Genomic DNA, 25557 nt, shown 5'->3' with positions numbered 1-25557 from the left:
TCAGGCATTCTCGGCATCCTCCAGGGCGGCGGTCAGCAGGGGCGCGAGGCGCGCGGCCCAGTGCCGCTGCCCCTTCGCATCCGAGATGAGGTCGTTTCGCAATTCGATCAAGACATGCAGCCTTCCCCGGGCCAGCGCGTGGCGGTCCATGCTGTCGCCGGGCAGGTGGCCGGAATAGGGCTCGTTTACGCCGACGCAGAGATCGCCCTCGGCCATGAGCCGGGCGATCAGCGGGTCGGAGAGACGCCGGTCGTGCGAGAACAGCACGCCGACCTGCCAGGGCCGCGGCTCGCGCCCGCGCAGCTGCGGCGTGAAGCTGTGCACCGAGCAGATCACCGGCGCCTCGCGGGCCTCGAGGAAGCCGGTGACGGCGGCGTGGTAGGGGCGGTGGTAGAGCGCGAGGCGCCGCTCGCGCTCGGCGGCGTCGGCATGGCGGTTGCCGGGAATGATCGTGCCGTCATAGAGCTTCATGAGCAGTGTGGGGTCGTCCTCGCCCCGGTTCGGGTCGATCACGAGGCGCGAGAAATCCGACAGGACCGCGGGCGCATCCAGAAGCTGGGACAGCGCCGTGACCACGCCCGCCGTTCCCGGATCCCAGGCGATGTGGCGGGCCATGTCGGCCTCGGGCAGGCCCAAAGGGCCAACCGCGTCGGGCACCCGGTTGGAGGCGTGATCGCACAGCAGCGTCCAGCGCGACGCGCCTTCGGGGTTGACGATCTGGTAGGGGGCGTCAGACATGGCCTCGCTTACCGCGCCCCGATCGGCTTGCCCAGACCCGTGGCAGGTTGCCTGCGCCGCCCGGGCAGGGCATTGGTGCGAGCGCTAACGCCACGTCTTCACAAGAAGGACCTGAGCCCGCATGAGACGCCATCGCAACGTGAAGATCGTCGCCACGCTCGGCCCCGCCTCGAACGATTACGATACCATCCGTGCCCTGTTCGAGGCCGGCGCCGACGTGTTCCGCCTCAACATGTCCCATGGCGGGCATGACGATATCCGCGCCCGCCACAACATCCTGCGCGACATCGAGCGCGACCTCGGGCGCCCGGTCTGCATCCTGGCCGACCTGCAGGGTCCGAAGCTGCGCTGCGGGGTCTTCGCCGATGGCGAGGCCGAGATCGCCGCGGGCGCGCCTTTCCGCTTCGACCTCGACGACGCGCCGGGCGACGCGACCCGGGTGCAGCTGCCCCACAAGGAGATCTTCGAGGCGCTGAAGCTCGGCTCCACGCTTCTGGTCAACGACGGCAAGCTGCGGCTCCGGGTCGAGGATTGCGGCCCCGACTTCGCCGAGTGCACGGTGATGACGGGGGGCACGATCTCCAACCGCAAGGGCGTGAACGTGCCCGACGTCGTGCTGCCGCTGGCGGCCCTGTCCGACAAGGACCGCAAGGATCTGGAATTCGTCTGCGATCTGGGGGTCGACTGGCTGGCGCTGAGCTTCGTGCAGCGCCCCGCCGATGTCGAGGAGGCGCGCAGGCTGGCCAAGGGCCGCGCCGCGATCCTGTCGAAGATCGAGAAGCCCGCTGCCGTCGAGGCCTTCGATGCCATTCTCGAGGCGTCGGACGGCATCATGGTCGCGCGGGGCGATCTGGGGGTGGAATGCCCGGTCCATGCCGTGCCGCCGATCCAGAAGCGGCTGATCCGCAAGTGCCGCGCGGCCGCGAAGCCCGTGATCGTGGCGACGCAGATGCTGGAGAGCATGATCGACAGCCCGATGCCGACCCGGGCCGAGGTCTCGGACGTGGCCACCGCGATCTACGAGGGCACGGACGCGATCATGCTGTCGGCGGAATCGGCGGCCGGCTCCTACCCGCTGGAGGCGGTGCGGACGATGAACGACGTCGCCGAATCGGTGGAGAGCGACAAGACCTATCGCGAGATCATCGAGGCCAGCCGGTCCTCGCATCTGACCACCACCGCCGACGGCATTGTCGCCGCCGCGCGCGCCATCGCCGAGACGACGGACGTCAAGGCGATCTGCTGCTTCTCGCATTCCGGCTCGACCGCGCTGAAGGTCGCGCGGGAGCGTCCGCGCGTGCCGATCATCGCCCTGACGCCAATCGCGCGTACCGCCCGGCGCCTGGCGCTGACTTGGGGCACCCATTCGGTCGAGACGCAGTCGGTCGAGCGATTCAAGTTCGCCGTGGTGTCGGCGGTCCGCGCCGCCAAGGCGGCGGGCTTCGCCGAGGTCAAGGACACGGTCGTGGTGACCGCGGGCATCCCGTTCAACGTCGCGGGCTCGACCAATATCCTGCGGGTCGCGCCCTGCGACGAGAGGCTGATCTTCGGCTCGGAATCGGACTGACATGGAGACGCTTGCCGCCTACTGGAACGCCGTTGCGGAATGGTGGGCGGGCCTTCCTGAGATCCCGGATCTGGGCCTTCCGGCGCCGGGCGACCCGGATCTGCTGCTCGTGATCGCGACCGTGCTGCTGGGGCTCGGCCTTACGGTCACGGTCTCCGCCTGGATCGAGAGGCGGCGGTCCTGGATCGGCGTGTTCGTCACGCTGCTTGCGGTGGCGATGTTCCTGTGGGTCTGGGAGGCCGATCGCGAAGGGTTCGGCTGGGTGCGCGTGCCCGAGGCCTTCGTCGAGATGATCGCGCGGATGCTGAACTGACGGCGGGGCGAGCGGTGGCACGGGGCATCATTCCCTTCTGCCCGGCGCGACGGGCCGCGGTGAAGCTGCACATCATGCCGTCGATGCGACGCAGCAGTTTGCTGCCCGCGATCCGAGCGGGTTCCGAGAGGGACGGCATGGCTCCTGCGGCAGTGCGCTTGAGGGGCAGCGGGAGGTCCGGAAGGGCGCGTGGGCGGATCTGCCTCGGGGCCCGGCGCTCTCGGGGCCCGGCTCTGGCGGGTGCTGCTCGAAGCGGGGCTGGAGTGCGACTTTCCGGCTGGCCTCCGATCCCCCGCACGTGACCGCTGGGCCTTGCAAAGTCCCGGCCCCGCCGGTATGGCCCGCGCTCTACCGCCTGCCCGGCGATTGGGATGCCGCGGCGCGCGCGAACGGAACAGGAGCCCGAAATGCCCAAGATGAAGACGAAGTCAAGCGCCAAGAAGCGCTTCAAGGTCACCGCCGGGGGCAAGGTCCTCGCGGGACAGGCCGGCAAGCGCCACGGCATGATCAAGCGCCACAAGAAATTCATCCGCGACGCCCGTGGCATGACCACGCTCAGCGCGCCGGACGCCAAGATCGTCAAGGGCTTCATGCCCTACGACCGCTGATAGGAGGAATCGCAGATGTCCCGAGTTACCTCCGGCAAGGTCACCCACGCCCGTCACAAGAAGGTCCTGAAGGCCGCGAAAGGCTATTACGGCCGCCGCTCCAAGACCTTCCGGACCGCCACGCAGGCTGTCGACAAGGCGAACCAGTACGCCACCCGCGACCGCAAGACCCGCAAGCGCAACTTCCGCGCGCTTTGGATCCAGCGGATCAACGCCGCCGTGCGCGCCCATGACGGCGAGATGACCTATTCCCGCTTCATCAACGCGCTGTCGAAGGCGGGGATCGAGGTCGACCGCAAGGTCCTCGCCGATCTCGCCGTGCACGAGCCCGAGGCCTTCGCCGCCATCGTGGACCAGGCCAGGGCCGCCGCGTAAGCGACGACCGACCGACTTGCGGACGGGGCCCCTCGCGGGCCCCGTTTTTCGTTGCGGGTGGCGTCGACGCGCCGCCCGCACGGGCTATCCTAGCCGAATGCGACCGACCCGTCTCCTTCCGAGCCTGCTGCTGCTGGCGCTGCCCGCCTGCACCTCCGCCCGCGCGCCCGAGGCGTCGATCCTCGCCATCGGCGACAGCGTGATGGCGTGGAACGGCGACCGCGGCATCCCCGAGGCAACGGCCGAGGCCTTGGGCCGGCCGCTGCGCGATGCGTCGCAATCGCTGGCTCGGATCAGCAACCCGAACCCCGTCGCGTCGGCGCTGGGTTTCGACATCTCGCGCCAACCGCCGCCCGGCGCCTGGGACTGGGTCATCCTGACCGGTGGGGGCAACGACATCCGCGACGATTGCGCGACGTCCCGGGCGGACGCCGCACGCGACGCGCTGATCGACCCGGACCTGACCGGCGAGATCCCGGCGCTGATCGCGCGGCTCAGAGCGCAGGGGTCGAAGGTCGCCGTCGTCGGCTATTACGACGGCGCCGAGGCCTCGCCCACCGGCTTCACCCCCTGCCAGCCGGAGTTCGACATCATGAACCGGCGCTTCGCCGCCCTGGCCGCCCGCGATCCCGGCTTCGTCTTCCTCGACGCGGGCGAGGTCATCGATCCCGCCGATCTCGACCTTTACGCGCCGGACCTCGTCCATCCCTCCCCGCGCGGCTCGGCACTGATCGGCGCCGCCCTGGCCGCCAGGATGCGCGCCGCCGAGCGCTAGGGGAACCGCGCCCCCCGGCGCGCGTTTCGCCCCCATGCTGGACCTGCTGACCGCCCCCGAAGCCTGGGCCGCCTTCGCCGCGCTCGTGACACTCGAGATCGTGCTGGGCATCGACAACCTGATCTTCATCTCGATCGTGGCGGGCAAGCTGCCCGAGGCGACGCGTGACCGCGCCCGCAAGATCGGCATCGCGCTGGCGCTGGTCCTGCGGCTGGTGCTGCTGGCCGGGATCGCCTGGATCGTCGGGCTGACGGCGCCGGTCATCGACCTCGGCATCACCGGCGTGCCGGGCGAGCACGGAGAGCCATCCTTCGAGACGGCCTTCAGCTGGCGCGACCTGATCCTGATCGCGGGTGGGCTGTTCCTGACCTGGAAGGCGACTTCCGAGATCCGCGAGAAGCTGCATCCGGGCGAGACCGCGACCGGCAAGCCGCGCGGTGGCACGGCGGCGTTCGGCACGGTGCTGGTCCAGATCATCCTTCTGGACCTCGTCTTTTCGATCGACTCGATCCTCACTGCCGTCGGCATGACCGACGAGGTGCCGATCATGGTCGCCGCCGTCGTCGTGGCGGTGGGGGTGATGTTCGCCGCTTCGGGCCCGGTGATGCGTTTCGTGCAGGCCAACCCGAGCGTGGTGATGCTGGCGCTGGCCTTCCTGCTGATGATCGGGATGGTGCTGATCGCCGACGGTTTCGGGCGCCATGTGCCGAAGGGCTACATCTACTCGGCGATGGCCTTCGCGGCGCTGGTCGAGGCGCTGAACCTCGTCGCACGGCGCCGCAACCGGCGCCTGGCGGAGCAGGGCGCCACGCAGAAGCCGGAGAAGCTGCCGCTCTGACCCGGCGCGCGGGCCGGATGCTTGCAGCACCCGTCCCGGCGGGCTAATCGGACGCGACTTCCGAAGGGGCCCGAGATGGACGATCTGCGCGACAAGTACGTCACCCGCATCCGCGATGCGGCCGATGCGGATGCGTTGGAGGCCGTGCGCCTGGCCGCCGTCGGCAAGAAGGGCGAGGTCGCGCTGAAGATGCGCGAACTGGGCAAGATGTCTCCGGAGGAGCGGCAGGCGGAAGGCCCGAAGCTCAACGCCCTGAAGGACGAGATCAACGCCGCTATCGCTGCCCGCAAGGCTGCGCTGGAGGATGCGGCACTCGACGCGCGGCTGCGCGAGGAATGGCTCGACGTGACGCTGCCCACGCGGACGCGGCGGCAGGGCTCGATCCATCCGATCAGCCAGGTCACCGAAGAGGTCACGGCGATCTTCGCCGACATGGGCTTCTCTGTCGCCGAGGGCCCGCAGATCGAGACCGACTGGTACAATTTCGACGCGCTGAACATCCCCGGCCATCACCCCGCGCGGGCGGAGATGGACACCTTCTACATGCACCGGGCCGAGGGCGACAATCGCCCGCCCCACGTCCTGCGGACCCATACCTCGCCGGTCCAGATCAAGGCGATGGAGGCGACGGGTGCGCCGCTCCGCGCTATCTGCCCGGGCCGCGTCTATCGCGCCGACTACGACCAGACGCACACGCCGATGTTCAACCAGGTCGAGGGCATCGCCATCGACCGCGATATCTCGATGGCGAACCTGAAATGGTGCCTCGAGGAGTTCTGCCGCGCCTTCTTCGAGGTGGACGGCATCGACCTGCGCTTCCGCGCCTCGCACTTCCCCTTCACCGAGCCCTCGGCGGAGGTGGACATCCGCTGTTCCTGGGAGGGCGGAACGCTGAAGCTCGGGGAAGGCGACGACTGGCTGGAGATCCTCGGCTCGGGCATGATCCATCCCAAGGTGCTGCAGGCCGGGGGGATCGACCCGGAGCAGTGGCAGGGCTTCGCCTTCGGCATGGGGATCGACCGGATCGCGATGCTGAAATACGGCATCCCCGACCTGCGCGCCTTCTTCGACAGCGACCTGCGCTGGCTGCGGCATTACGGGTTCGCGGCCTTGCAGGCTCCGGCGCGGCACGCGGGCTGATCCGGCCTTGTATCTTCGGCGCTAGCTGCGATCCCGGCCCATCCCGCCGGGTTCGCTATGACAGCCCCGCGCCGCAGCTTGGCGAAAACCTCTGAGAGCGATTCCTGTGATATCGATCACCGCCTCGGTCGAGGCGGCGCATGCCGGCGGCGATCCGGGGCGCGCCGTCAAGGTCATTGCCGAGTAGGTGCGCGATCTTGCCCGCCAGTCCGAAGCGCTGCTGGGGGAAATGAAGGCCCGTTTCGCCGATATTGGAACTGTCAGGTGAGCGGGCGGGCGCCGCGCTTCACTCCTGCCGCAGCCGCCTGAGCAGGGACGGCGGCATGTAGCCATCGGGCACCAGCCCGCGCGCGGCCTGCCAGCGCTGGATCGCGTCCAGCGTCAGCGGCCCGACCAGCCCGTCGAACTTCTCCGGGTCGAAGCCAGCCTCCGCCAGCAGGTGCTGCATCTCGACCCGCTCGTCGAAGGTGAGCGCCCGGTCTCCGCGGGGCCAGGCGTCGCGCAATCGCGAGCCGCCCGCGATGCGGTCGGCCAGATGGCCCACCCCGATCACGTAGGCATCCGCGGTGTTGTAGCTTTCCAGGGCCCGGAAGTTCGGCGTCGTGACGAAGGCCGTCGCACCATGCCCGCCCGGCACCCGGATCGACAGGCCCGGCCCCTCCGGCAGCGGTCCGCCGCCGCGCGCGGTGACGCCCAGCGCCTCCCATTCGGCTCCGGTCTTCGTCACCCGCTCGCCGGTCAGCAGGTAGTCGAACCCCTCGGGCAGATCGACCTCGACGCCCCAAGGGCGCCCGGTCTCCCAGCCATTGGCCTTCAGGTAGACGGCAGTGGAGGCGAGCGCGTCCAGCGGGTCCGTGCCCCAGATGTCGCGCCGCCCGTCTCCGTCCCAGTCCTGCGCATGGGCGAGGTAGGAGGAGGGCAGGAACTGCGTGTGCCCCATCGCCCCCGCCCAGGAGCCGCGCAGCCTCTCGGGACCGGCCGCGCCGCTTTCGACGATCTGCAGGGCGGCGAGCAACTCTCCCTCCCAGAGTTCGGCGCGGCGGGCATCGAAGGCGAGCGTGGCGATCGCCTCCAGCGTGGGTGTGTCACCCATGAAGGCGCCGTAGCTGCTCTCCAGCCCCCAGATCGCGACGAGGATCTCGGCGGGAACGCCGTGGGTCGCCTCGATCCGCGCCAGCGCGTCGCGGTGGCGGTCCAGCGCCGCGCGCCCGTTGGTGACGCGCAGGTCCGAGACAGCGATGTCGAGATAGTCCCAGATCGTCCGCGTGAACTCCGACTGGGTGCGGTCCAGCTGGACGATGTCGGGGCGATAGCCCAGCCCCCGCGTCGCCCGGTCCCAGGTCTCGGCGGAGATGCCGGCGGCCAGCGCCTCGGTCCGGAAGCCGGCGAGCCAGGCGTCGAGGCTGGGCGCCGCCTCGCCCCGCATCGCCGGGCGGGGCGAACTCACCGGCTGGGCAGAGACCGCCCCGGCCAGCGCCAGCAGCAGGACCGCCACGCGGATCATCGCCGCCGCTTCTTCGGCGCCTTGCGCAGCTTGCGCTTGCGCGAGGGGGCGGCGGCGGGGCGGCGGCGCTCCCCTTCGATCTCCAGAAGCTCGACGATCAGCCCGCCGGAGACCGGAGCGGCCTCGGCCAGGCGCACGGTCACGCGCTGCCCCAGCCCGATCTCTATCCCGGTCTCTGTGCCGGTCAGCGCCTGCTCGTCGCGATCGTAGCGGAAATACTCGTTGCCCAGCGACCGCACGGGGATCAGCGCGTCAGCCCCGGTCTCGTCCAGCCGGACGAAGGCGCCGAAGCTCTGCACGCCCGAGATGCGCCCGGTGAAGCTGGCGCCGATCTGGTCGGCGAGGAAGGCCGCGAGGTAGCGATCGTTCGTGTCCCGCTCGGCCACCATCGACCGCCGCTCCGCCTCGGAGATGAGCTTGGCGGTGGCGTCGAAATGCTCCAGGTCCCACTCGCTCAGGCCGTCATCTCCCCAGCCATGGGCCGAAATCAGCGCGCGGTGCACGATCAGGTCGGCATAGCGCCGGATCGGAGAGGTGAAATGCGCGTAGCTGCGCAGCGCCAGGCCGAAATGGCCCATGTTCTCGGCGCCGTAATAGGCCTGCATCATCGCACGCAGGGTCGACATCGAGATCAGCTCCGACAGCTCGGTGTCCTCGGCGGCGTGCAGCAGGGCGTTCAGCATCGCGGGCCGCGTGACCTGCCCCTTTGGCATCGAAAAGCCCGACGCCTTGGCGGTCTCGCGGAGGGCGTCCATCTTGTCCTCCGGCGGTTCCTCGTGGACGCGGTAGAGAAGGGGAGTGCGCTTGCGCTCCAGATCCTCGGCTGCGGCGACGTTGGCCGCGATCATGAACTCCTCGATCAGCCTGTGCGCATCCACCCGATCCTTGAAGGCGATTGAAACGACCTCGCCCTCGTCCGAGAGCAAGATCTTGCGCTCCGGCAGGTCGAGATCCAGCGGCGCGCGGCGCGCGCGCGCGGTCTTGAGCGCGTCATAAGCGGCATAGAGCGCCTTCAGCGTGTCGAGATGCGGCGCGGTCCGGTCGGTCGGCGTGCCGTCGATGGCGGCCTGCACCTCTTCGTAGTTGAGCGACGCGCGGGAGTTCATCAACGCGCGGTGGAACGTCTGGCCGGTCTTGTTGCCCTGCGCGTCCACGGTGATGCGGACGGCGATGCAGGCGCGGTCGACGCCTTCGTGCAGCGAGCAGAGATCGCCGGACAGCGCGTCCGGCAGCATCGGCACGACCCGGTCGGGGAAATAGGTGGAGTTGCCCCGCTCCCGCGCCTCGCGGTCGAGCGCGGAGCCCGGGGTGACATAGGCGGCGACGTCGGCAATCGCGACCCAGAGCGCGTGGCCGTCGCCCGCTGGCTCGGCGAAGACCGCGTCGTCGCGGTCGCGCGCGTCCGACGGGTCGATGGTGATCAGCGGCAGGTGGCGCAGGTCGGTGCGGGTGCCGAGAACGGGCGGCTCGGCCGCCTCCGCCTCGGCGATGACCTCGTCGGGGAAATGATCGCGCAGCCCGTGCTGGTGGATCGCGATCAGGCTGACCGCCTTGGCCGCCCCGGGATCGCCCAGCCGCGTCACGACCCTGGCGCGGGGCAGGCCAAGGCGGGTTCGGCCCTTGCCGATCTCGGCCTCGACCAGCTCCCCGTCCTTCGCGCCGCCGGTATCGCCGGCACCGATGATCCACTCCTTGTCGGCGCCCTTGTCGACCGGCAGCAGGCGCCCGCCCTCGGCCGAGGCGCGGAACACGCCGACGGCGCGGCGCGGCCCGGTGCCGATCCGGCGGATCAGGCGCGCCTGGTGGGAATGATCCTCGTCCTCGACCTCGGTCAGGCGCATCAGCAGCCGGTCCTCGGGCCCGATGGCCGGATCGCCCTCCTGCGGGACATAGAGGATGCGCGGCTCCGGCGCGTCGCCGCGCCAGTCGGCGGGCGCGAGGAACAGGTCGCCGTCCCTGTCGGTCCCGGCGACCTTCAGGATCGAGACGGGCGGCAGGCGGTTCGGGTCGTCGAAGGACTTCCGGCGCTTCGTCAGGTGGCCCTCGTCCTGCATCTCGCGCAGCAGGCGCTTCAGATCGACCCGCGCGGCGCCCTTGACGCCGAACGCCTTGGCGATGTCGCGCTTGGAGGTCAGGGCGGGGTTTTCGGCGATCCATTGCAGGACCGCCTCCTTGGTGGGAATGCTCATGCGGGGCAGGTAGCACGGGCCGGGGGCGGCGTCGAACCGATCCGCAGCGATGCGTGCGGGGCAAGCCCCACAGAACCGATGGAAGATCCTAGGAGCGGTGGATGACCGGCGCGAGACGCGGCTTCGCCGGCGCATCCTCGCCGAAATCGAACGCGTCCAGCCGCTCGGCCCGCTTGCCTGCCCGCTCGGCGGCGGTGGCCAGTCCCTCCACGTCCCGGCGCGCCTGGTCGAAATGGGTCTCGAGCTTGGCCGCCCGCTCCACGATCAGCTCCACGTCGCGGTGCAGCGCGGCCAGCGCGCGACGGATGTCGCCCGCCTGCTCGCGCATCCGGTGGTCCTTCAGGATCGCCCGCAACGTGTTCAGCGTCGCCATCATCGTCGTGGGCGACACGATCCAGACCCGCGCCGCGAAGCCCTCGCGCACGATCTCCGGGTGGTTGGCGTGAAGCTCCGCATAGACCGCCTCGGAGGGCAGGAAGAGGCAGGCGCCTTCGGCCGTCTCGCCGGGGAGGACATATCTGTCGGCGATGGCGCGGATATGGGTGCGCAGTGCCGCGCGGAAGGCGGTGCGGCTGGCCTGGGAGGGCTCAGCGATCAGCGCCTCGTAGCTCTCCAGCGGGAACTTCGCGTCGATGACCAGCGGGCCGGGCGGGTCCGGCATGTGGATCAGGCAATCGGCCCGGCGGCCGTTCGAGAGGGTCGCCTGCCAGGTGAAGGCGTCCGGCGGCAGGGCCTTGGCGATCAGGTCGTGGAGCTGGATCTCGCCGAAGGCGCCCCGGGTCTGCTTGTTCGACAGGATGTCCTGCAGTCCCAGAACGTTCGAGGACAGGTCCTCGATCCTAGACTGCGCCGCGTCGATAGCCGTCAGGCGCTGCTGCAATGCTCCGAGGGTCGCCGCCGTGCGCGTCGCGCCTTCGGTCAAGGCCGCCGCCGTCCCCGCTTCGGCGCGCGCCTGCGCGTCCGTCAGGGCCGCGAGCGTGCCGGTCAGCTGCGTCTGGGCGCGCGACAGGTCGCGCAGGCGGGCCGACATGGCCAGCACGATCGCCACGAGGAGGAGCGCGACCGCCCCCGCGGCCAGCGCCCCGAGTGTCGCCGGATCGCCGAGGTCGAGCGTCATGTGCGGCCGAACAGCCGCTCGATATCCTTGAGGTCGAGCGTCACATAGGTCGGCCGGCCATGGTTGCACTGGCCGGACATCGGCGTCGCCTCCATCTCGCGCAGCAGCGCGTTCATCTCGGGCGCCGACATGCGGCGGCCTGCGCGGATCGAGCCGTGGCAGGACATGCGGCTCAGGATCGCGTCGAGCCTGCGGCGCAGCGTGAGCGGGTCGGCCTCCTCATCCTCCTCCAGCTCCTCGACGATGTCGCGGATCAGCGCCTCGGCCGAGACCGCTCCGAGGATCGCCGGCGTCTCGCGCACGGCCAGCGTGCCGGGGCCGAAGGGCTCCAGCGCGAGGCCGAGGGTCGACAGGTCCAGCGCAAGCAGGCGCTCGGCCCAGGGGCCGACCTCCACCACCTCGGGGATCAGCAGGGCCTGCGCGGCGATGCCGCCGGTCTCGGCCTGCGCCTTGAGACGTTCGTAGACGAGGCGCTCATGGGCGGCGTGCTGGTCGACCAGCACGAAGCCGGTTTCGGTCTGGGACAGGATGTAGGTCTCGTGGAGCTGCGCGCGGGCGGCGCCGAGCCAGCCTGCGGGCGCGGTCTCGCGCACTGCCTCAGGCTCCGGCTCCATGCGGGCGGAAGCTTCGGCGAAGCCCGGCATCTGCATCGCGTAGGCGGTGTCCCGGGCGCGCGACGAGGGGCGGTCCATCTGGTAGACCGGCGCGGCGGGCCGCTCGGGACGTGCCGCGCCCAGTGTCGCCCCTGCGACGGTCGTGGCGACGCGATGGCCCGCCTCGGCCAGCGCCTGCCTGAGGCCGGAGACGATCAGCCCGCGCACCAGCCCCGCGTCCCGGAACCGCACCTCGGTCTTGGCGGGGTGGACGTTGCAGTCGACCAGCACGGGCGCGCAGGTCAGGAACAGGGCCGCGACGGCGTGGCGATCCTTCGCGAGCACGTCCGCATAGGCGCCGCGCAGGGCGCCGGTCAGCATCCGGTCCCGCACCGGGCGGCCATTGACGAAAAGGTACTGATGCACCGCGTTGCCGCGCGAATAGGTCGGCAACCCGGCATGGCCGGTGAGCCTGTGCCCCTCGCGCTCGGCGTCGAGCGTCATGCAGTTCTCGGCGAAGGCCCGGCCCAGGATCGCGGCGAGCCGGTCGGCGAGGTTCGCTGCCGGATCGGCGCGGAACAGCGTCCGGTCCTCGCCGTTCGAGACGTCGCGCAGGTGGAAGGCCACCCCCGGCTCGGCCATGGCGAGGCGGCGGACGGCGTCGGCGACGGCCATCGTCTCGGAGCGTTCGGACTTGAGGAACTTCAGCCGGGCGGGGGTCGCATGGAACAGGTCGCGCAGCTCGACCACGGTTCCGGCGCGCAGCGCGGCGGGGCGCGGGGTCTCGATCCGGCCGCCCGAGACGTGCAGCGATGCGGCCTCGGCCGAGCCGGCGGCGCGGGTGGTGATCGTCAGCCGGCCGACGGCGCCCAGCGAGGGGAGCGCCTCGCCGCGGAAGCCGAAGGAATGGATGTTGAGCAGGTCGCTGCCGTCGATCTTGCTGGTCGCGTGGCGCGACAGGGCCAGCGGCAGGTCCTCGGCCGCGATCCCGTGACCGTCGTCGGTGACCCGGATCAGCGTGCGCCCGCCATCGGCGATCTCGATCCCGATCCGCGTGGCGCGAGCGTCGAGCGCGTTCTCGACCAGCTCCTTGACGGCGGAGGCGGGGCGTTCGACCACTTCGCCCGCGGCGATGCGGTTGACGGCGCCCTCGTCCAGCTGACGGATGCGCGGTGGGGAGATGTTGCGGTCGGCGGCGCCCATGCCACGAGACCTAGCGCGCGCCGCCGCCCATTGGAACCCGGGTCGCCCCGGTTTTCGGGCCGCCCCGAGGGGGGGCGGCGCCATGCTCATCCGTCGCTAGCCGTCTCGGGTAGCGGGCCCGTCTCCAGCCCGTCAGGCTGGCCCACAACGACGAAATGAAGGTTCTCCGGCTGGAGGATGCGGCGCGCCACGCGGGCGATGTCTTCGGGCGTGACCGCCATGACCTTGTCGTTGCGCGTCGCGATGTAGTCGATCGGCAGGTCCTGCGACTGCATCGCCACAAGGATGTTGGCGATGTTGGCGTTGCCGTCGAATCGCAGCGGATAGGCGCCGGTCAGGTAGGTCTTGGCTGCGTCCAGCTTCTCGGTCGAGATGCCGTTCGTCGCCACGTCCTCCCAGATGTCGCGCACGATCTGGACGGCCTCGGCGGTCTTGTCGTTCGAGGACGCGAACTGGCCCAGATACTGCGCCGCGTGATCGCGGGGGACGAGGAAGCTGCCGATGCCGTAGGTCAGGCCACGCTCTTCGCGCACCTCGGTCATCAGCTTCGAGGCGAAGCCCGAGCCGCCGAGGATGTGGTTCATCACATAGGCCGGGAAGAAATCCTCGTCGTCGCGCATGATCCCCTCGTGGCCGAACAGGACGAGCGATTGCGGCGTCGGCCAGTCGACGACGGTCACCCCGCCCTCGAGGCTGTATTCGGCCTCGCCGGCCTCGGGCGCGCCGCTTTCGGGCAGGTCGCCCAGCAGCTTGTCGAGCAGGGGGCCCAGCTCCTCGGCGGTGATGTCGCCGGTCACGCCGACATGGACGTCGTCGCGGGTCAGGGCGTTGCGATGCGCCTCGACCAGATCCCCGCGGGTCAGGGAGGAGACCGTTTCGCGCGTGCCCTCCAGCCGGGTGCCGTAGGGATGCTCCGGGAAGGCGAGCCGGTTCATCGTGGCGGAGGCGATCTCCTGCGGGTCGGTCTCGTCCTGCGCGATGACGGCCAGGACCTGGTCGCGGACGCGGTCGATGTCGTCCTGCTCGAATTGCGGGAACTTCAGCGCGTCGCGTAGCAGGGCCAGCGACTCGGTTCGGTTCTCGGTCAGCACCTCGGCCGAGACCGAGACGCTGTCGTTGTAGGTCTCGAAGGCGAAGCTGGCCGCCAGCCCCTCGACCGCCTCGGCGAAGGCGAGGGCGTCGCGGTCGGCGGCGCCTTCCTCCAGCAGGGCCATCATCAGGTTGGTGGCGCCGCGCTTGCCGGGGGCGTCGAGATTGGCGCCGCCCTCGAAGCTGATCTCGATGGCGAGGAAGGGGATCGACGGCTCCTCGACCAGCCAGGCGGTGATGCCGCCCTCGGAGGTGACCTCCTGGATCTCGACCGCCGCCAGGGCGGGCAGGGGCAGGACCGTCGCGGCGGCGAGCGTCAGGGCACGCAGGAAAGTCATTGGCTGATCTCTTCGGGTTCGGCCTGCGCCTGCTCGGGCGCGGGCTCGGGGCGTTTCAGGTAGCCGGTCACCGACTTCTTCGGGTCGAACAGGCGCTCGGCGGCGGCGAGGATGTCCTCCTCGGTCACGGCCTCCAGGATGCGGGGCCAGGCCTGCACGTCCTCGACGGTCAGGCCCGAGGTGACGCCCACGCCGTAGGTGCGGGCACGGCCCTGAAGGCTGTCGCGGCCGTAGATCTCGCCCGCGCGGACCTGCGTCTTGATCCGGTCGAGCTGGGCGTCGTCGATGCCCTCCTCCAGCAGCAGGGAGATCATCCGGTCCATGTCGGCTTCGGCGTCCTCCAGCGATCGTCCCGGGACCGGCATGACGACAAGACCGAAGGTCGTGTCGTCGAGCGAGGTGCCGTTGTAGAAGGCGGAGGTATAGAGCGCCGTGCCCTCATCCTGCTCCAGCGTGCGGCCCATGATCGAGGTCTGGGACGATCCGCCCAGCACCTGCGCGAGGATCGTCAGCGCGGCGGCCTCCTCCTGCGCACCGGGGTCGCGTTCGGGGGCGAGGTAGGTGCGGATGACGTAGGGGTTGGAGACGCGCTCGTCCTCGAAGGTGGCCCGGCGCGGGATGACCTGCGGCGGCTCGGAGGGGCGGAGGCGCGCGCCCAGCGCCGGGTTCGGCTCCACCGGGCCGTAATGTTCCAGCGCCAGCCGCTCGACCTCGGCGGGATCGACGTCGCCCGCGACGATCAGGGTCGCGTTGTTCGGGGCATAATGCTCCCGATAGAACTCGATGGCGTCCTCCAGCGTCAGCTGGCTGACCTCGTGCTGCCAGCCGATGATCGGGATGCCGTAGGGGTGGTTCATGTACTGGATCGCGTTGCGCTGCTCGGCGAAGAGCGCGCCGGGATCGCTGTCGACGCGCTGCGCGCGCTCCTCCTCGACGACGTCGCGCTCGGTCAGGAAGTCCTCGGAATCCAGCTGCAGGTCGCGCATCCGGTCGGCTTCCATCTTCATCATCAGGCCCAGCCGGTCGGCGGCGACGCGCTGGAAGTAGCCGGTATAGTCCTGCGAGGTGAAGGCGTTGTCGGACCCGCCCTGGGCTTCGACGGTGGCCGAGAACTCGCCGGGCTCCAGCTCGTCGGTGCCCTTGAACATCAGGTGTTCGAGATAATGGGCCAGGCCCGACTTGCCCGGCGGCTCGTCGGCGGAGCCGACATCGTACCAAACCATGTGGACGACGAGGGGGGCGCGGTGATCCTCGATCACGATCGCGTCCATCCCGTTCGGGAGGGTGAAGGTCGTCACCGTGTCGTCGCCCAGATCGGGAGTGCTCTGCGCGAAGGCAGGCAGGGCGAGGGCCGTCACGGCGGCGGCGAGGGTCGGCAGTCGCAAGGGCAGGCTCCGGGGTTCGGGTGTCTGAGCTACCGTGCCAGATGAGGTCGGCGCGCGCCAATTCAAACAGGGGCTGCGGCGTGCCTCACGATGTTGTCAGCGCAGAGCGGCCCGCCGCTGCCACCTATTCGACGATCTCCGGCGGCGCGGCGACCGTGCGCACGCCGAGGCGGCGCAGGCGCTCCAGCTCCCGGTGCTGGTCGAGCGACTGTTCCTCGTAGGCGCGGAAATAGACGTTCACGCTGAACAGCCGTTCCAGCAGGCGCCCGTCGCGGCGGCGGCGGAAGGCGAGGTCCTCCTGCGCGAGCTGCGCGCGGATGTCGCCCTGCACGCCGTAGCGCGTGACGGCGGCGACCAGCGCGCCGTCGACGCCGGCGCCCCGGTCGATGTTGCCGCCCAGCGCGGCGATGGCCTCGGCCTGCGGTTGCGGATCGGTGCGGTTGACCCCGCCCGGCGTCGGCGGCGGCAGCGTGGAGAAGTCCGGCGGCGGCTGAAGCGGGCGGGTTGGCATGATCGCGAACTCGTCCGGGGTGCGGTCCTGCGCGCGGATGTTGAATAGGGTCGGGTTCTCGCGCTCGCAGGCGGCAAGGGTCAGGGCGGCCAGCGCGGCCAGGCTGATGCGGGCGATCATCCGGTCTTCCTCGTGTCGTCGGCGCCCGGTCTAGCGCAGGGGCGGGCCGGGGTCACGGGGTCTTGTGCCGCGTCTCGCCCCAGATCACGAGGCCCAGCGCCCCGGCAAAGATGAAGACGTCGGCCAGGTTGAAGGCGAAGGGGTTCCGGATGCCGCAGCAGGACATGTTGAGGAAATCCGCGACCGCGCCGTAGAGAACCCGGTCGAGCGCATTGGCCAGCGCCCCGCCGATCACCAGCCCGGCTGCGATGCGGGCGACGGGCCGCTCCATGCCCCGGGCCCAGCGCCAGAGCACGACCGATATGACGACGGCCAGAACGATCAGCGCCCAGCGGGCGCCGACGCCCGAGAAGAGGCCGAAATTGATCCCCTCGTTCCAGCCCATCCGGAACACCAGGAAGGGCGGGAGGACCGGCATCACCAGCACCTCCTTCAGGTTCAGCCCGAAGACGACGATCAGCTTCGACAGCTGGTCGATCCCGAAGGCCAGAGCGGCCGCGACCCAGAGTCCGCGCATCGGTGTCGCCCCCGCCTCAGTGCCGGAAATGCCGCATGCCGGTCAGCACCATCGCCAGACCGGCCTCGTCCGCGGCGGCGATGACCTCGTCGTCGCGCATCGACCCTCCGGGCTGGATGACGGCGACAGCCCCGGCCTCTGCGGCAGCCAGCAGCCCGTCGGCGAAGGGGAAGAACGCGTCCGACGCGACGACCGAGCCGCGGGCGGCGCTATGCGGCAGGCCCAGGGCCTCGGCCATGTCCTCGGCCTTGCGCGCGGCAATGCGCGAGCTGTCGACCCGGCTCATCTGGCCCGCGCCGATGCCGACGGTCGCGCCGTCCTTCGCATAGACGATGGCGTTGGACTTGACGTGCTTGGCGACCGTCCAGGCCAGCGCGAGGTCGCGCATCTGCGCCTTGGTCGGCTGGCGCTTCGTGACGATGCGCAGGTCGTCCTCGGCCACGTGGCCGGTGTCGTGGTCCTGCACCAGCCACCCGCCCGCGACCTGCTTCATCATGCGCCGCGCCGTGCGCGGGTCGGGCAGGGTTCCGGTGGTGAGCAGCCGCAGGTTCTTCTTCGCGGCGAAGACGGCCTTCGCCTCGTCGGTCGCGTCGGGAGCGATCACGACCTCGGTGAAGATGCCCGCGATCAGCTCTGCCGTCTCGGCGTCGAGCGGGCGGTTCAGGGCGACGATCCCGCCGAAGGCCGAGGTCCGGTCGCAGTCGAAGGCGCGCCGGTAGGCCTCCGCCAGGGTCGCACCGGTGGCCACACCGCAGGGGTTCGCGTGCTTGATGATGGCGACGGCGGGACCGTCGGTGAACTCCGCCACAAGCTCCACCGCCGCGTCGGTGTCGTTGATGTTGTTGTAGCTCAGGTCCTTGCCCTGGTGCTGGGTCGCCGTCGCCACGCCGGGCCGGGCGGAGCCGTCGGTGTAGAACGCCGCCCCCTGGTGCGGGTTCTCGCCGTAGCGAAGCGGCTGGGCCAGCCGGGCGGAGACGGCGACCCGGCGGGGGCTGTCGCCTTCGAACCGCGCCATCCAGGTCGAGACGGCGGCGTCGTAGGCCGCCGTGCGCCCGTAGGCGATGGCCGACTGGCGCTGGCGGAAGCGCAGGGTGGTGGCGCCGTCATTCGCCTCCAGCTCCGCCAGAAGCGCACCGTAATCCTCGGGGTCGGTGACGACGCAGCACCAGCCCCTGTTCTTGGCCGCCGCCCGGATCATCGCCGGGCCGCCGATGTCGATGTTCTCGATGCAGGCCGCCTCGTCCGCGCCCGAGGCGACGGTCGCCTCGAACGGGTAGAGGTTCACCACCAGCAGGTCGATCCCCTCGATCCCGTGGGCGGCCATGTCGCCCGCATGGGCGTCGCGCAGGGCGAGCAGCCCGCCATGCACCTTCGGATGCAGCGTCTTCACCCGCCCGTCCATCATCTCGGGCGAACCGGTCAAATCGGCCACGTCCCGCACGTCGAGCCCCGCCGCCCGCAGCGCCGCGGCCGAACCGCCGGTCGACAGGATCTCCACCCCGCGCGCGGCCAGGGCCTGGCCCAGCTCCACCAGTCCCTCCTTGTCGGAGACGGAGATCAGGGCTCGTTTCAGCGGCACGTCGGTCATGGGCACTCCGGGTCACACCCCCTCGGCGGGCGAGGGCGGCAGGTCCACCGCCTCCTGCGCCCGCGTCAGGGTCCAGTCGATGGTGGCCGCGTACTTCACAACGCGGTCGGTTAAAACCACCTGCGTCGAGGCGCGGGGGCGCAGGCGCCCGGGCTCCAGGTGGACGGAAGGGTCGACCGTCATCTTCACCTCGCGCCCGGGGCGGAAGACCCAGACCTCGCCCGAGGGCAGGGTGATCGACACCGCCCGCCCGCCGAGATCCAGTTCAGCCTGTGCGTCGGGATGCAGGTGGAAGCGGATCTGGAACGGGATGCCCTGCAGCTTGGCCTCGGTCATCGCGTCGTCGAAGCGTTCCTTGTCGGAGGCCCTGATGGCGCGCAGCCCGTCCTCGCCTTCCAGCAGGCGGCCGTCGGTCGACAGGATCAGCCGGCGCAGATGGGTCAGCCCGTGCGAGGGGACGTAGCCGTCATGGCTGAACATCGCCGTCGACGACCGGCGCGAGTTGCTGCGCTGCCACTGCACGTGGCGCGGCGTCTGGATCAGCGGGGCGATGCGGCGCCCGCCCTCCTCGATGAGGGGGCCGATGCGGGACGACGACCAGCCGTCCACGATCAGCGTCGAGTGCGAGGCGGTGGCGCGCCCCGCGCGGTGCCAGTCGGGGCCGAACGGGCCGCCGGGGCCGCAATTGACGATGACTGGGCTGCCGCCCGAGGTCATCTCGAAGGCGAGCGTCGAGGCATGGGCCGAGCCGGAGACGCGGCCCGTCGGCGGGGGTTCCGCGTCGACGACGATGGTGGTGCGGCCATGCGACATCGGCACGAAGCCCATCGCCAGCCCGCTGTCGTTGCGCGCGCGGATGCCGGACGTCGCCAGCACCCGGTCGAGCCGCCCCTCGCGCCCGCGCCCACCGCCATGGAACCGGGCGAGCCCCCCGTCGGCATGGCGCAGCGCGCGCAGGGTGGGGATGACCCGGCCCTGCGCCTCGGTCAGGCCCTCGGGCACGGCGCGGTCGCTGGCGGCCAGCGCCTCGATCGCCCAGCCGAGCAGGGTCGCCACCTCCAGCAGGGCCTCGGGGTTGCGGGAAGCAATGCCGCCATCGGGGCCGATATCCTCGGCCAGCGCACGGGTCAGCGCGGCGGCGGCGTCATCGCAGAGTCCGTCCATCCCCTCCAGCGTCAGCCCGGCATAGAGCAGTCCGGTCAGCGCCTCGGTCCGCGGCAGGCCCGACGGAGCATCGTGCCAGCGCGCCCGCAGCAGCCCCGCCTGCCGGTAGGCGGAGTCGAAGAAGGCCGATTGCGCGTCGGGGCCGAGCGCGTGCAGAAGCTCCGGCGCGTGGCTGATCCAGCGCAGCAGGCGGCGCCCGGTCAGCGCCGGTGTCCAGCCCGGCCCGGTGCCGGTGCCGTAGCGCCGGATCCAGTCCATGACCCAGCGGCGCACCCCGTCGATGGCGGCGCGGTCGCCGGTGGCCATCACGTCGTCGATCCAGCCCATGCCGTGCAGCTGCATCTCGAAGGGGATCGAGGGCGCCTCGATATCCCAGGGCGACGCGCCCTCGGCCTCGATCAGCTGGCCCGCGAAATGCCAAAGCCCGCCCGCGATCTGGCGCCCCCGCCGGGGCGAGCCGCTGCCGCGCGGCGGCGGCCGCCAGGCGAGCGCGCGCGGGCCCTTCGGCGGGGCCGCGCGCATCACGCGCCAGCGCGTCGCCAGCCTGTCGCGAAACCCCTGCCGCGTCGCCATTCAACCCCCTCCGGACCGCTTCCGGTGGGGACTGATACGGCGCGCCCCGGCCGGAGTCACGCAGGAGCCCGCAACAGCGCCATGTAGAACCCGTCCATATGCCCCCGCTCCGGCCAGAGATCGGGGAGCAGGCGCAGCCCGTGGGCCGAGGCCGTCTCGGGCGGCAGGCCCAGCGCAGCGGGGTCCGGGGCCTCGGCCTGCAGGCCGGGATGGCGGCCCAGGGCGGCGGCGACCTGTTGCTCGCCCTCGACGGGCAGCAGCGAGCAGGTGCAGTAGACCAGCCGCCCGCCCGGCCTGAGAAAGGTCAGCGCGCGGTCGATCAGCCGGTATTGCAGCTTCGTCAGTGCCTCGACGTCCCGAGCCTCGCGCAGATGTGGCAGGTCGGGGTGGCGCCGGATCGTGCCGGTCGCGGTGCAGGGCGCGTCGAGTAGTACGGCGTCGAATTGCGCCTCGGGTGTCCAGTCGAGCGCGTCCGCGACCACGATCTCGGCCGGAAGACCGGTGCGCTCCAGGTTCTCGCGCAGGCGCCGCATTCGCGCCTCCGACAGGTCGAGCGCGGTGACCTCCGCGCCCCCGGCCGCAAGCTGCATCGTCTTGCCCCCGGGCGCAGCGCAGAGGTCCAGCACCCGGAGCCCTGCGACGTCCCCCAGCAGGCGGACGGGGCAGGCGGCGGCGGCGTCCTGCACCCACCAGGCGCCCTCGGCATAGCCGGGCAGCGCGCTGACCTGCCCGCCGGGCAGTCTGAAGGACCCCGTGGGCAGCGCTTCGGCGCCCTCGACTGCCACGCCGGGTTTCGGCGTCAGGTCCAGCGGCGCCGGGACAGTATGCGCGGCCTCGATCGCCTCCAGCCGGTCGCGGCCCCAGGCCTTCGCCAGCGGCTTGCGCAGCCAGGGCGGAAGCGAGGGCGGCGGCAGCGCGTCCCATTCGGCCTGCGCGTCCGACAGCCCCCGCAGGACCGCGTTCACCAGTCCGGCCTGCTTCGCCGTCTTTGGGCTGATGCGGGCCAGCGCCACGGCGTCGTGGACGACGCCATGGGGCGCGGCGCCCAGCGCGAACAACTCGACCGTGGCGAGCCTGAGGATGTCGCGCGTGCGGGTGGCGGGCTGCCGCTCCAGCCGTCGCTTCAGTAGCGCGTCGGCCCGGCCCATGTGGCGCAGCACCGCGCCGGCGAGGCGCAGGGCGCGGGCGGCGTCCGGCCCCTCCAGTCCCGAGGCGCCGTCGCCCAGCATCCGCCCGTCGCGCAGGACATGGGCCAGCAGGCGCAATGCGCCGCGGCGGGCGGCGAGGCCGCCTTGGGGATCGGGCTGCGGCTGCGACATGGGGGACCACTCCTTGGCAGGGGCGGAGGCGGGACGTATATCAACCCGGCCGAAGCGACAAGGAGGCCCGCCATGGCGCAGCGCATGAATGTCGATCCGTCGGAGCTGCCGCAGGCCAGCGCGGAGGCGCCCGCCTGCCCGACGGAAAACCGCCGCCCGGAGGCCGAGATCCTCCCGCTGACCCCCGAGGAGGAGTCCGCGCGCCGCGCCGCCCTGCCGGAGGCCGCGCGCCGCGCGCTGGAGGAGGCCGACGCCCGCCGCGCCGCCGCGGCGTCGCCCGACCTGCCGCTGGAACTTGGCGGGCGCAAGGGACCCGAGCCGGTGCGTTACGGCGACTGGGAAGCGAAGGGCCTCGCGATCGACTTCTGAGGGGCGGTGCCTTGAGGATGCGCGGCATCGGCCTTGCCGATGCTGTTTCGCGCAAGTCGTCCACTCCAAAGTGGGCGCGTCTCAAAAGGGGGCTTCACCGCAGCGTCAGGTCCGCCACGTCCCCGGCTCCGCGATCCGCGGTGAATCGCAGGACGTTCCCCTGTAGCTGAACCAGCTGACAGTTGCGGGGGAAGTCGCGCACGAGCGTGTCGAGGGTCCGGCAGAAGAACCCGTCCTCCCAGGTCCAGCCGCCTGTCACGCGGAACCCGAAGCCGCGCCCGGCGATGGAGCCGTCGGCGCCGACGCGCAGCGACACGCCGTCACCAGCCAGCGTCCGGCCCTGCACGAGCGACAGGAAGGCGTCCCGGCTCTCGATCCGTTCGAAGGCGAGGGCGGGAGAGGACAAGAGCAGGAAGATAAGGATCAGGGCGCGCATGGTCCTTCTACGCGCGCGGGTCCGGTCAGGATCATTCCTTCCTGTGGCCGGAAATACTCCGGGGGGCGCCGCAGGCGCGGGGGCTGGCCCCCTCCGCCCGCTACTTCAGGCCCAGCACGTCGAGCATGTCGAAGCAGCCCGGCCCCTTCCCCTGTCCCCAGAGCGCCGCCTTCAGCGCGCCCCGCGCGAAGACCGAGCGGTCGGTGGCCTGGTGGCGCAGGGTGATCCGCTCCCCGTCGGCGGCGAAGATGACGTCGTGCTCGCCGATCACGTCGCCGCCCCGGATCGCGTGAAAGCCGATGGCGCCCCGCGCCCGCGCGCCGGTCATGCCGTCGCGGCCCCGGTCGGCGACCGCGTCCAGCGCGACGCCCCGCCCCCGCGCCGCCGCCTCGCCCAGCATGAGCGCCGTGCCCGAGGGCGCATCGACCTTGTGGCGGTGATGCGCCTCGACGATCTCGATGTCGTAATCGGCATCCAGCGCCGCGGCGACCTGGGCCACGACCTGCGTCAGCAGGTTGACGCCCAGCGACATGTTCCCCGCCCGCACGATGGTGGCGTGGTCGCCCGCCCGCTCGATCACCGCGATGTCCTCGGGCGTCAGTCCCGTCGTCCCGATCACGTGCACCGCGCGGGCCTGCGCGGTCAGCTCGGTCATGGCGACGGTGGCGGCGGGGGTGGTGAAGTCGATCACGGCCTGCGCACGGGCGACGACCTCGATGGGATCGTCTGTCACCGGCACGCCGGTCGGCGCGCCGCCCATGACCTCGCCCAGGTCGCGCCCGGCCCAGGGATGGCCCGGCGCTTCGGTCACACCGACGAGGCGGGTGGCCTCGCTCCGCTGCACCAGATCGCAGAGCATCCGCCCCATCCGCCCCGATGCGCCCATCACCACGATGCCCGTGCCCGCCATTGCTCCGTCTCCTTCGCGTCCCGTGCCCCGTGATGGCGCGGGCGGCGCCCGGGGGCAACGCCCGGCTTGCGCGCCGCGGCCGCCCGGCCTATCTGACGCCCCTTCCCAGGGAGGCACCCATGGCACGATCCAGACCCGAAGGCCGCGGCCCCTCGCAGCGCCAGCTTCGCGTGGGCGAGCTGATCCGCCGCACCCTCTCCGAGGTGCTGATGCGGGGCGAGGTCCATGACCCGGAGCTCAACGCCATGTCCATCACCGTGGGCGAGGTCACGATCACCGGCGACCTGAAGATCGCCACCGCCTGGGTGCTACCGCTGGGCGGCGAGGGCGCGGACGCGGCCATCGCCGCGCTCAACCGCAACCGCGGCGCGCTGCGCCATCTGGTCATGAACGGCCTCACCCTGCGCCACGCGCCGGAGCTGCGCTTCCGCATCGACGAGACCTTCGACCGCATGGACGCCACCCGCCGTCTCTTCGAGGACGAGCGCGTCCGCCGCGACGTCGAAGCGGGGCGGGAGGAGGAGGGTCCAGAGGGAGAGGGGGGCGAATGATCCGCCTCGCGCTCTTCCTCTGGCTGGCGCTTGCCGGGGCCGCCGCCGCCTGCGAGGCGGTGACCCATCGCGACCGCGCCTTCACGGTCTGCACCGCCGACCTCGCCCGGCAGGAGATCGCGCTCCGCCTGAACGACGCGGACGGGCAGCCGCTGGGCAGCTTCACGGCGCTCGACCGCGAGACCGAGGCGCCCATCGCCTTCGCGATGAATGGCGGGATGTATCACCAGGACCGGCGGCCGGTCGGGCTCTATGTCGAGGACGGGGTCGAGGCGAAGCGCATCGTCACCTCCGCCGGGCCGGGCAATTTCGGGATGCTGCCCAACGGCGTCTTCTGCGTGGAAGACGACCGCGCCGCGGTGATCGAGAGCCGGGCCTTCGCTGCCGCGCCCCGCGACTGCCGGCAGGCCACCCAGTCGGGGCCGATGCTGGTCATCGACGGCGCGCTGCATCCGCGCTTCATCCCCGACAGCACCTATCTCAACCTGCGCAACGGCGTCGGCGCCAGCCCCGACGGGCGGCGCGTGCATTTCGTCATCTCCGACCAGCCGGTCAGCTTCCACGAGATGGCGACGCTCTTTCGCGACGTGCTGGGCGTGCGCGACGCGCTCTATCTCGATGGCAGCGTCTCGCGGCTCTACGCGCCCGCGCTGGGCCGGGCCGATCCGGGGCGGCGGATGGGGCCGATCCTCGTCGTGACGGAGAGGCAGGATGGCTGATCTTCCGGCCTCTGTCGCGACCGACGCGCCCCGTTGCCCTCATCGAGGGCTGCCGAACACCCATGTCGCACCGGCCGCCGCTGGGCAGGAGGTCGCCGATGGCGCGCCGTAAGAGGGGCCGCCCGGTCCATGGCTGGGTCATCGTCGACAAGCCCGCGGGCATCGGTTCCACCCAGGTCGTCGGCAAGGTCCGCTGGGCCTTCGACGCGCAGAAGGCGGGCCATGCCGGGACGCTGGACCCGGACGCGACGGGCGTGCTGGCCGTGGCTCTGGGCGAGGCGACGAAGACGGTGCCCTTCGTGACCGATGCGCTGAAATGCTACCGCTTCCGCATCGCCTGGGGCGCCGAGACCGCGACCGACGACGCCTCGGGCGCGGTGACCGCCACGTCGGAGGCGCGGCCGGACCGGGCGGCACTGGACGCCGCGCTCCAGGGATTCCGCGGCCAGATCGAGCAGGTCCCGCCGCAGGTCAGCGCCGTCCGGGTGGAGGGCGCCCGCGCCTACGACCTGGCCCGCGAGGGGGTCGAAATGGACCTCGCGCCCCGCCCGCTCTGGGTCGAGTCGCTGGATGTGATCGCGGCGGACGAGACGGGCGCGGAGCTGGAGATGGTCTGCGGCAAGGGCGGCTATGTCCGCGCCATCGCGCGCGACCTGGGCCGGGCGCTGGGCACCTATGGCCATGTCGCCTGGCTGCGCCGGACCTGGTCGGGGCCGTTCGAGGCCGAGCACGGCCTGTCGCTCGACGACCTGGACCGCCTCGCCCGCACGCCGGAGCTCGACGCGCATCTGCACCCGCTGGAACTGGGCCTCGCCGATCTGCCCGCCCTGCCGGTCACCGAGGCCGCCGCCACACGGCTGCGCAACGGCAACCCGGCCGAGGTCCTGTCCGGCGCCGAGTTCGGCGAGACCTGCTGGGCCTCGCGCGACGGCCGCGCGGTGGCCGTCGGCACCTACGGGGCCGGGCTGTTGCAGCCGACAAAGGTGTTCCAGACCGGCTGACCTTCCT

General features: G+C 71.4%; 25 protein-coding genes. 11 read left to right on the top strand and 14 right to left on the bottom strand.

The features are described 5' to 3' along the window. Positions 1 to 738: an N-formylglutamate amidohydrolase gene (locus tag DR046_RS01715; RefSeq protein ID WP_115379302.1), complete on the bottom strand. Its 738-nt coding sequence runs from the start codon at positions 736 to 738 to the stop codon at positions 1 to 3. Between the two features lie 121 nt (positions 739 to 859). Between DR046_RS01715 and pyk the strand changes: the two genes are divergently transcribed. The 7 genes from pyk (at position 860) to pheS (ending at position 6354) form a co-directional block, all read left to right on the top strand. Continuing rightward, on the top strand, positions 860 to 2305 hold the full coding sequence (gene pyk, locus DR046_RS01710; protein ID WP_115379300.1) for a pyruvate kinase: 1446 nt from the start codon (positions 860 to 862) through the stop codon (positions 2303 to 2305). A gap of 1 nt (position 2306) precedes the next feature. Further along, the gene (locus tag DR046_RS01705; RefSeq protein ID WP_115379298.1) at positions 2307 to 2618 is read left to right on the top strand and encodes a hypothetical protein; all 312 of its coding nucleotides are present in this window, start codon (positions 2307 to 2309) and stop codon (positions 2616 to 2618) included. A gap of 407 nt (positions 2619 to 3025) precedes the next feature. Then, positions 3026 to 3226, top strand: coding sequence for a 50S ribosomal protein L35 (rpmI, locus tag DR046_RS01700; protein WP_115379296.1), 201 nt, complete (start codon positions 3026 to 3028; stop codon positions 3224 to 3226). A 15-nt stretch (positions 3227 to 3241) separates the two neighbouring features. Then, a complete protein-coding gene (rplT, locus tag DR046_RS01695; protein WP_115379294.1) occupies positions 3242 to 3601 on the top strand; it encodes a 50S ribosomal protein L20 in 360 nt (119 codons plus the stop codon). A gap of 97 nt (positions 3602 to 3698) precedes the next feature. Then, positions 3699 to 4376: an SGNH/GDSL hydrolase family protein gene (locus DR046_RS01690; protein WP_115379292.1), complete on the top strand. Its 678-nt coding sequence runs from the start codon at positions 3699 to 3701 to the stop codon at positions 4374 to 4376. Positions 4377 to 4410: 34 nt separating this feature from the next. Further along, positions 4411 to 5214 (top strand): TerC family protein, encoded by an 804-nt coding sequence (locus tag DR046_RS01685; RefSeq protein ID WP_115379290.1) that lies wholly within the window; start codon positions 4411 to 4413, stop codon positions 5212 to 5214. A gap of 75 nt (positions 5215 to 5289) precedes the next feature. Then, positions 5290 to 6354, top strand: a complete 1065-nt coding sequence (gene pheS / locus DR046_RS01680; protein ID WP_115379288.1) for a phenylalanine--tRNA ligase subunit alpha — start codon at positions 5290 to 5292, stop codon at positions 6352 to 6354. A gap of 286 nt (positions 6355 to 6640) precedes the next feature. On the opposite strand, the gene DR046_RS01675 is transcribed toward pheS, so the two are convergent. The 11 genes from DR046_RS01675 to DR046_RS01625 all read right to left on the bottom strand — a co-directional run bounded on the left by DR046_RS01675 (position 6641) and on the right by DR046_RS01625 (position 21564). After that, positions 6641 to 7858, bottom strand: coding sequence for a lytic murein transglycosylase (locus DR046_RS01675; protein ID WP_115379286.1), 1218 nt, complete (start codon positions 7856 to 7858; stop codon positions 6641 to 6643). Beyond that, a complete protein-coding gene (rnr, locus tag DR046_RS01670) occupies positions 7855 to 10047 on the bottom strand; it encodes a ribonuclease R (protein ID WP_115379285.1) in 2193 nt (730 codons plus the stop codon). The genes DR046_RS01675 and rnr overlap by 4 nt, the downstream gene beginning before the upstream one ends. 88 nt (positions 10048 to 10135) lie before the next feature. After that, a complete protein-coding gene (locus DR046_RS01665) occupies positions 10136 to 11164 on the bottom strand; it encodes a DNA recombination protein RmuC (protein ID WP_115379283.1) in 1029 nt (342 codons plus the stop codon). After that, the gene (mutL, locus tag DR046_RS01660) at positions 11161 to 12960 is read right to left on the bottom strand and encodes a DNA mismatch repair endonuclease MutL (protein WP_115379281.1); all 1800 of its coding nucleotides are present in this window, start codon (positions 12958 to 12960) and stop codon (positions 11161 to 11163) included. Before mutL ends, DR046_RS01665 begins: the two co-directional genes overlap by 4 nt. Before the next feature lie 86 nt (positions 12961 to 13046). Continuing rightward, complete coding sequence (locus tag DR046_RS01655; protein ID WP_115379279.1) at positions 13047 to 14387, bottom strand: M16 family metallopeptidase; 1341 nt, start codon at positions 14385 to 14387, stop codon at positions 13047 to 13049. After that, positions 14384 to 15772: a M16 family metallopeptidase gene (locus DR046_RS01650; RefSeq protein WP_370815479.1), complete on the bottom strand. Its 1389-nt coding sequence runs from the start codon at positions 15770 to 15772 to the stop codon at positions 14384 to 14386. The genes DR046_RS01655 and DR046_RS01650 overlap by 4 nt, the downstream gene beginning before the upstream one ends. 124 nt (positions 15773 to 15896) lie before the next feature. Then, positions 15897 to 16403: a DUF3035 domain-containing protein gene (locus tag DR046_RS01645; protein ID WP_115379277.1), complete on the bottom strand. Its 507-nt coding sequence runs from the start codon at positions 16401 to 16403 to the stop codon at positions 15897 to 15899. Between the two features lie 52 nt (positions 16404 to 16455). Then, entirely contained in the window at positions 16456 to 16920 is a 465-nt protein-coding gene (gene lspA, locus DR046_RS01640) for a signal peptidase II (protein ID WP_115379275.1), read from the bottom strand. Positions 16921 to 16936: 16 nt separating this feature from the next. Further along, positions 16937 to 18508, bottom strand: a complete 1572-nt coding sequence (gene purH / locus DR046_RS01635; protein ID WP_115379273.1) for a bifunctional phosphoribosylaminoimidazolecarboxamide formyltransferase/IMP cyclohydrolase — start codon at positions 18506 to 18508, stop codon at positions 16937 to 16939. Between the two features lie 12 nt (positions 18509 to 18520). Beyond that, entirely contained in the window at positions 18521 to 20245 is a 1725-nt protein-coding gene (locus DR046_RS01630) for a heparinase II/III family protein (protein WP_115379271.1), read from the bottom strand. A 56-nt stretch (positions 20246 to 20301) separates the two neighbouring features. Further along, complete coding sequence (locus DR046_RS01625; protein ID WP_115379269.1) at positions 20302 to 21564, bottom strand: RsmB/NOP family class I SAM-dependent RNA methyltransferase; 1263 nt, start codon at positions 21562 to 21564, stop codon at positions 20302 to 20304. Between the two features lie 72 nt (positions 21565 to 21636). Between DR046_RS01625 and DR046_RS01620 the strand changes: the two genes are divergently transcribed. Beyond that, a complete protein-coding gene (locus tag DR046_RS01620) occupies positions 21637 to 21933 on the top strand; it encodes a DUF1674 domain-containing protein (RefSeq protein WP_245190753.1) in 297 nt (98 codons plus the stop codon). Between the two features lie 94 nt (positions 21934 to 22027). Here DR046_RS01620 and DR046_RS01615 read toward each other — a convergent pair whose 3' ends face one another. Then, positions 22028 to 22369 carry a dihydrodipicolinate reductase gene (locus DR046_RS01615; protein WP_115379267.1) on the bottom strand — a complete coding sequence of 114 codons (342 nt, stop codon included), beginning with the start codon at positions 22367 to 22369 and terminating at the stop codon, positions 22028 to 22030. Positions 22370 to 22469: 100 nt separating this feature from the next. Further along, positions 22470 to 23279: a 4-hydroxy-tetrahydrodipicolinate reductase gene (dapB, locus tag DR046_RS01610; RefSeq protein ID WP_115379265.1), complete on the bottom strand. Its 810-nt coding sequence runs from the start codon at positions 23277 to 23279 to the stop codon at positions 22470 to 22472. Positions 23280 to 23398: 119 nt separating this feature from the next. Between dapB and rbfA the strand changes: the two genes are divergently transcribed. From rbfA to truB, 3 genes are all read left to right on the top strand, one after another. After that, positions 23399 to 23830 (top strand): 30S ribosome-binding factor RbfA, encoded by a 432-nt coding sequence (gene rbfA / locus DR046_RS01605; protein ID WP_115379263.1) that lies wholly within the window; start codon positions 23399 to 23401, stop codon positions 23828 to 23830. After that, entirely contained in the window at positions 23827 to 24549 is a 723-nt protein-coding gene (locus DR046_RS01600) for a phosphodiester glycosidase family protein (protein WP_115379261.1), read from the top strand. Before rbfA ends, DR046_RS01600 begins: the two co-directional genes overlap by 4 nt. A 98-nt stretch (positions 24550 to 24647) precedes the next feature. Next, on the top strand, positions 24648 to 25550 hold the full coding sequence (gene truB, locus DR046_RS01595) for a tRNA pseudouridine(55) synthase TruB (RefSeq protein WP_115379259.1): 903 nt from the start codon (positions 24648 to 24650) through the stop codon (positions 25548 to 25550). The last annotated feature ends 7 nt before the right edge of the window (positions 25551 to 25557 follow it).

The sequence above is a fragment of the Jannaschia formosa genome (genome assembly GCF_003340555.1).
In the GTDB taxonomy this organism is placed as follows: Bacteria; Pseudomonadota; Alphaproteobacteria; order Rhodobacterales; family Rhodobacteraceae; genus Jannaschia; species Jannaschia formosa.
Note: the sequence above shows the minus strand (reverse complement) of the source record. Positions and strands in the feature narration are given on the sequence as shown.

Excerpts from the sequence above, each read along its gene's own strand:
- pheS (WP_115379288.1), top strand. The coding sequence starts at position 5,290 with ATGGACGATCTGCGCGACAAGTACGTCACCCGCATCCGCGATGCGGCC.
- pyk (WP_115379300.1), top strand. The coding sequence starts at position 860 with ATGAGACGCCATCGCAACGTGAAGATCGTCGCCACGCTCGGCCCCGCC.
- DR046_RS01665 (WP_115379283.1), bottom strand. The coding sequence starts at position 11,164 with ATGACGCTCGACCTCGGCGATCCGGCGACACTCGGGGCGCTGGCCGCG.
- truB (WP_115379259.1), top strand. The coding sequence starts at position 24,648 with ATGGCGCGCCGTAAGAGGGGCCGCCCGGTCCATGGCTGGGTCATCGTC.
- lspA (WP_115379275.1), bottom strand. The coding sequence starts at position 16,920 with ATGCGCGGACTCTGGGTCGCGGCCGCTCTGGCCTTCGGGATCGACCAG.
- DR046_RS01645 (WP_115379277.1), bottom strand. The coding sequence starts at position 16,403 with ATGATCGCCCGCATCAGCCTGGCCGCGCTGGCCGCCCTGACCCTTGCC.
- DR046_RS01675 (WP_115379286.1), bottom strand. The coding sequence starts at position 7,858 with ATGATCCGCGTGGCGGTCCTGCTGCTGGCGCTGGCCGGGGCGGTCTCT.
- DR046_RS01685 (WP_115379290.1), top strand. The coding sequence starts at position 4,411 with ATGCTGGACCTGCTGACCGCCCCCGAAGCCTGGGCCGCCTTCGCCGCG.
- rpmI (WP_115379296.1), top strand. The coding sequence starts at position 3,026 with ATGCCCAAGATGAAGACGAAGTCAAGCGCCAAGAAGCGCTTCAAGGTC.
- rplT (WP_115379294.1), top strand. The coding sequence starts at position 3,242 with ATGTCCCGAGTTACCTCCGGCAAGGTCACCCACGCCCGTCACAAGAAG.
- rnr (WP_115379285.1), bottom strand. The coding sequence starts at position 10,047 with ATGAGCATTCCCACCAAGGAGGCGGTCCTGCAATGGATCGCCGAAAAC.
- DR046_RS01655 (WP_115379279.1), bottom strand. The coding sequence starts at position 14,387 with ATGACTTTCCTGCGTGCCCTGACGCTCGCCGCCGCGACGGTCCTGCCC.
- purH (WP_115379273.1), bottom strand. The coding sequence starts at position 18,508 with ATGACCGACGTGCCGCTGAAACGAGCCCTGATCTCCGTCTCCGACAAG.
- DR046_RS01625 (WP_115379269.1), bottom strand. The coding sequence starts at position 21,564 with ATGTCGCAGCCGCAGCCCGATCCCCAAGGCGGCCTCGCCGCCCGCCGC.
- DR046_RS01705 (WP_115379298.1), top strand. The coding sequence starts at position 2,307 with ATGGAGACGCTTGCCGCCTACTGGAACGCCGTTGCGGAATGGTGGGCG.
- DR046_RS01600 (WP_115379261.1), top strand. The coding sequence starts at position 23,827 with ATGATCCGCCTCGCGCTCTTCCTCTGGCTGGCGCTTGCCGGGGCCGCC.
- DR046_RS01715 (WP_115379302.1), bottom strand. The coding sequence starts at position 738 with ATGTCTGACGCCCCCTACCAGATCGTCAACCCCGAAGGCGCGTCGCGC.
- DR046_RS01620 (WP_245190753.1), top strand. The coding sequence starts at position 21,637 with ATGGCGCAGCGCATGAATGTCGATCCGTCGGAGCTGCCGCAGGCCAGC.
- dapB (WP_115379265.1), bottom strand. The coding sequence starts at position 23,279 with ATGGCGGGCACGGGCATCGTGGTGATGGGCGCATCGGGGCGGATGGGG.
- DR046_RS01615 (WP_115379267.1), bottom strand. The coding sequence starts at position 22,369 with ATGCGCGCCCTGATCCTTATCTTCCTGCTCTTGTCCTCTCCCGCCCTC.
- rbfA (WP_115379263.1), top strand. The coding sequence starts at position 23,399 with ATGGCACGATCCAGACCCGAAGGCCGCGGCCCCTCGCAGCGCCAGCTT.
- mutL (WP_115379281.1), bottom strand. The coding sequence starts at position 12,960 with ATGGGCGCCGCCGACCGCAACATCTCCCCACCGCGCATCCGTCAGCTG.
- DR046_RS01630 (WP_115379271.1), bottom strand. The coding sequence starts at position 20,245 with ATGGCGACGCGGCAGGGGTTTCGCGACAGGCTGGCGACGCGCTGGCGC.
- DR046_RS01690 (WP_115379292.1), top strand. The coding sequence starts at position 3,699 with ATGCGACCGACCCGTCTCCTTCCGAGCCTGCTGCTGCTGGCGCTGCCC.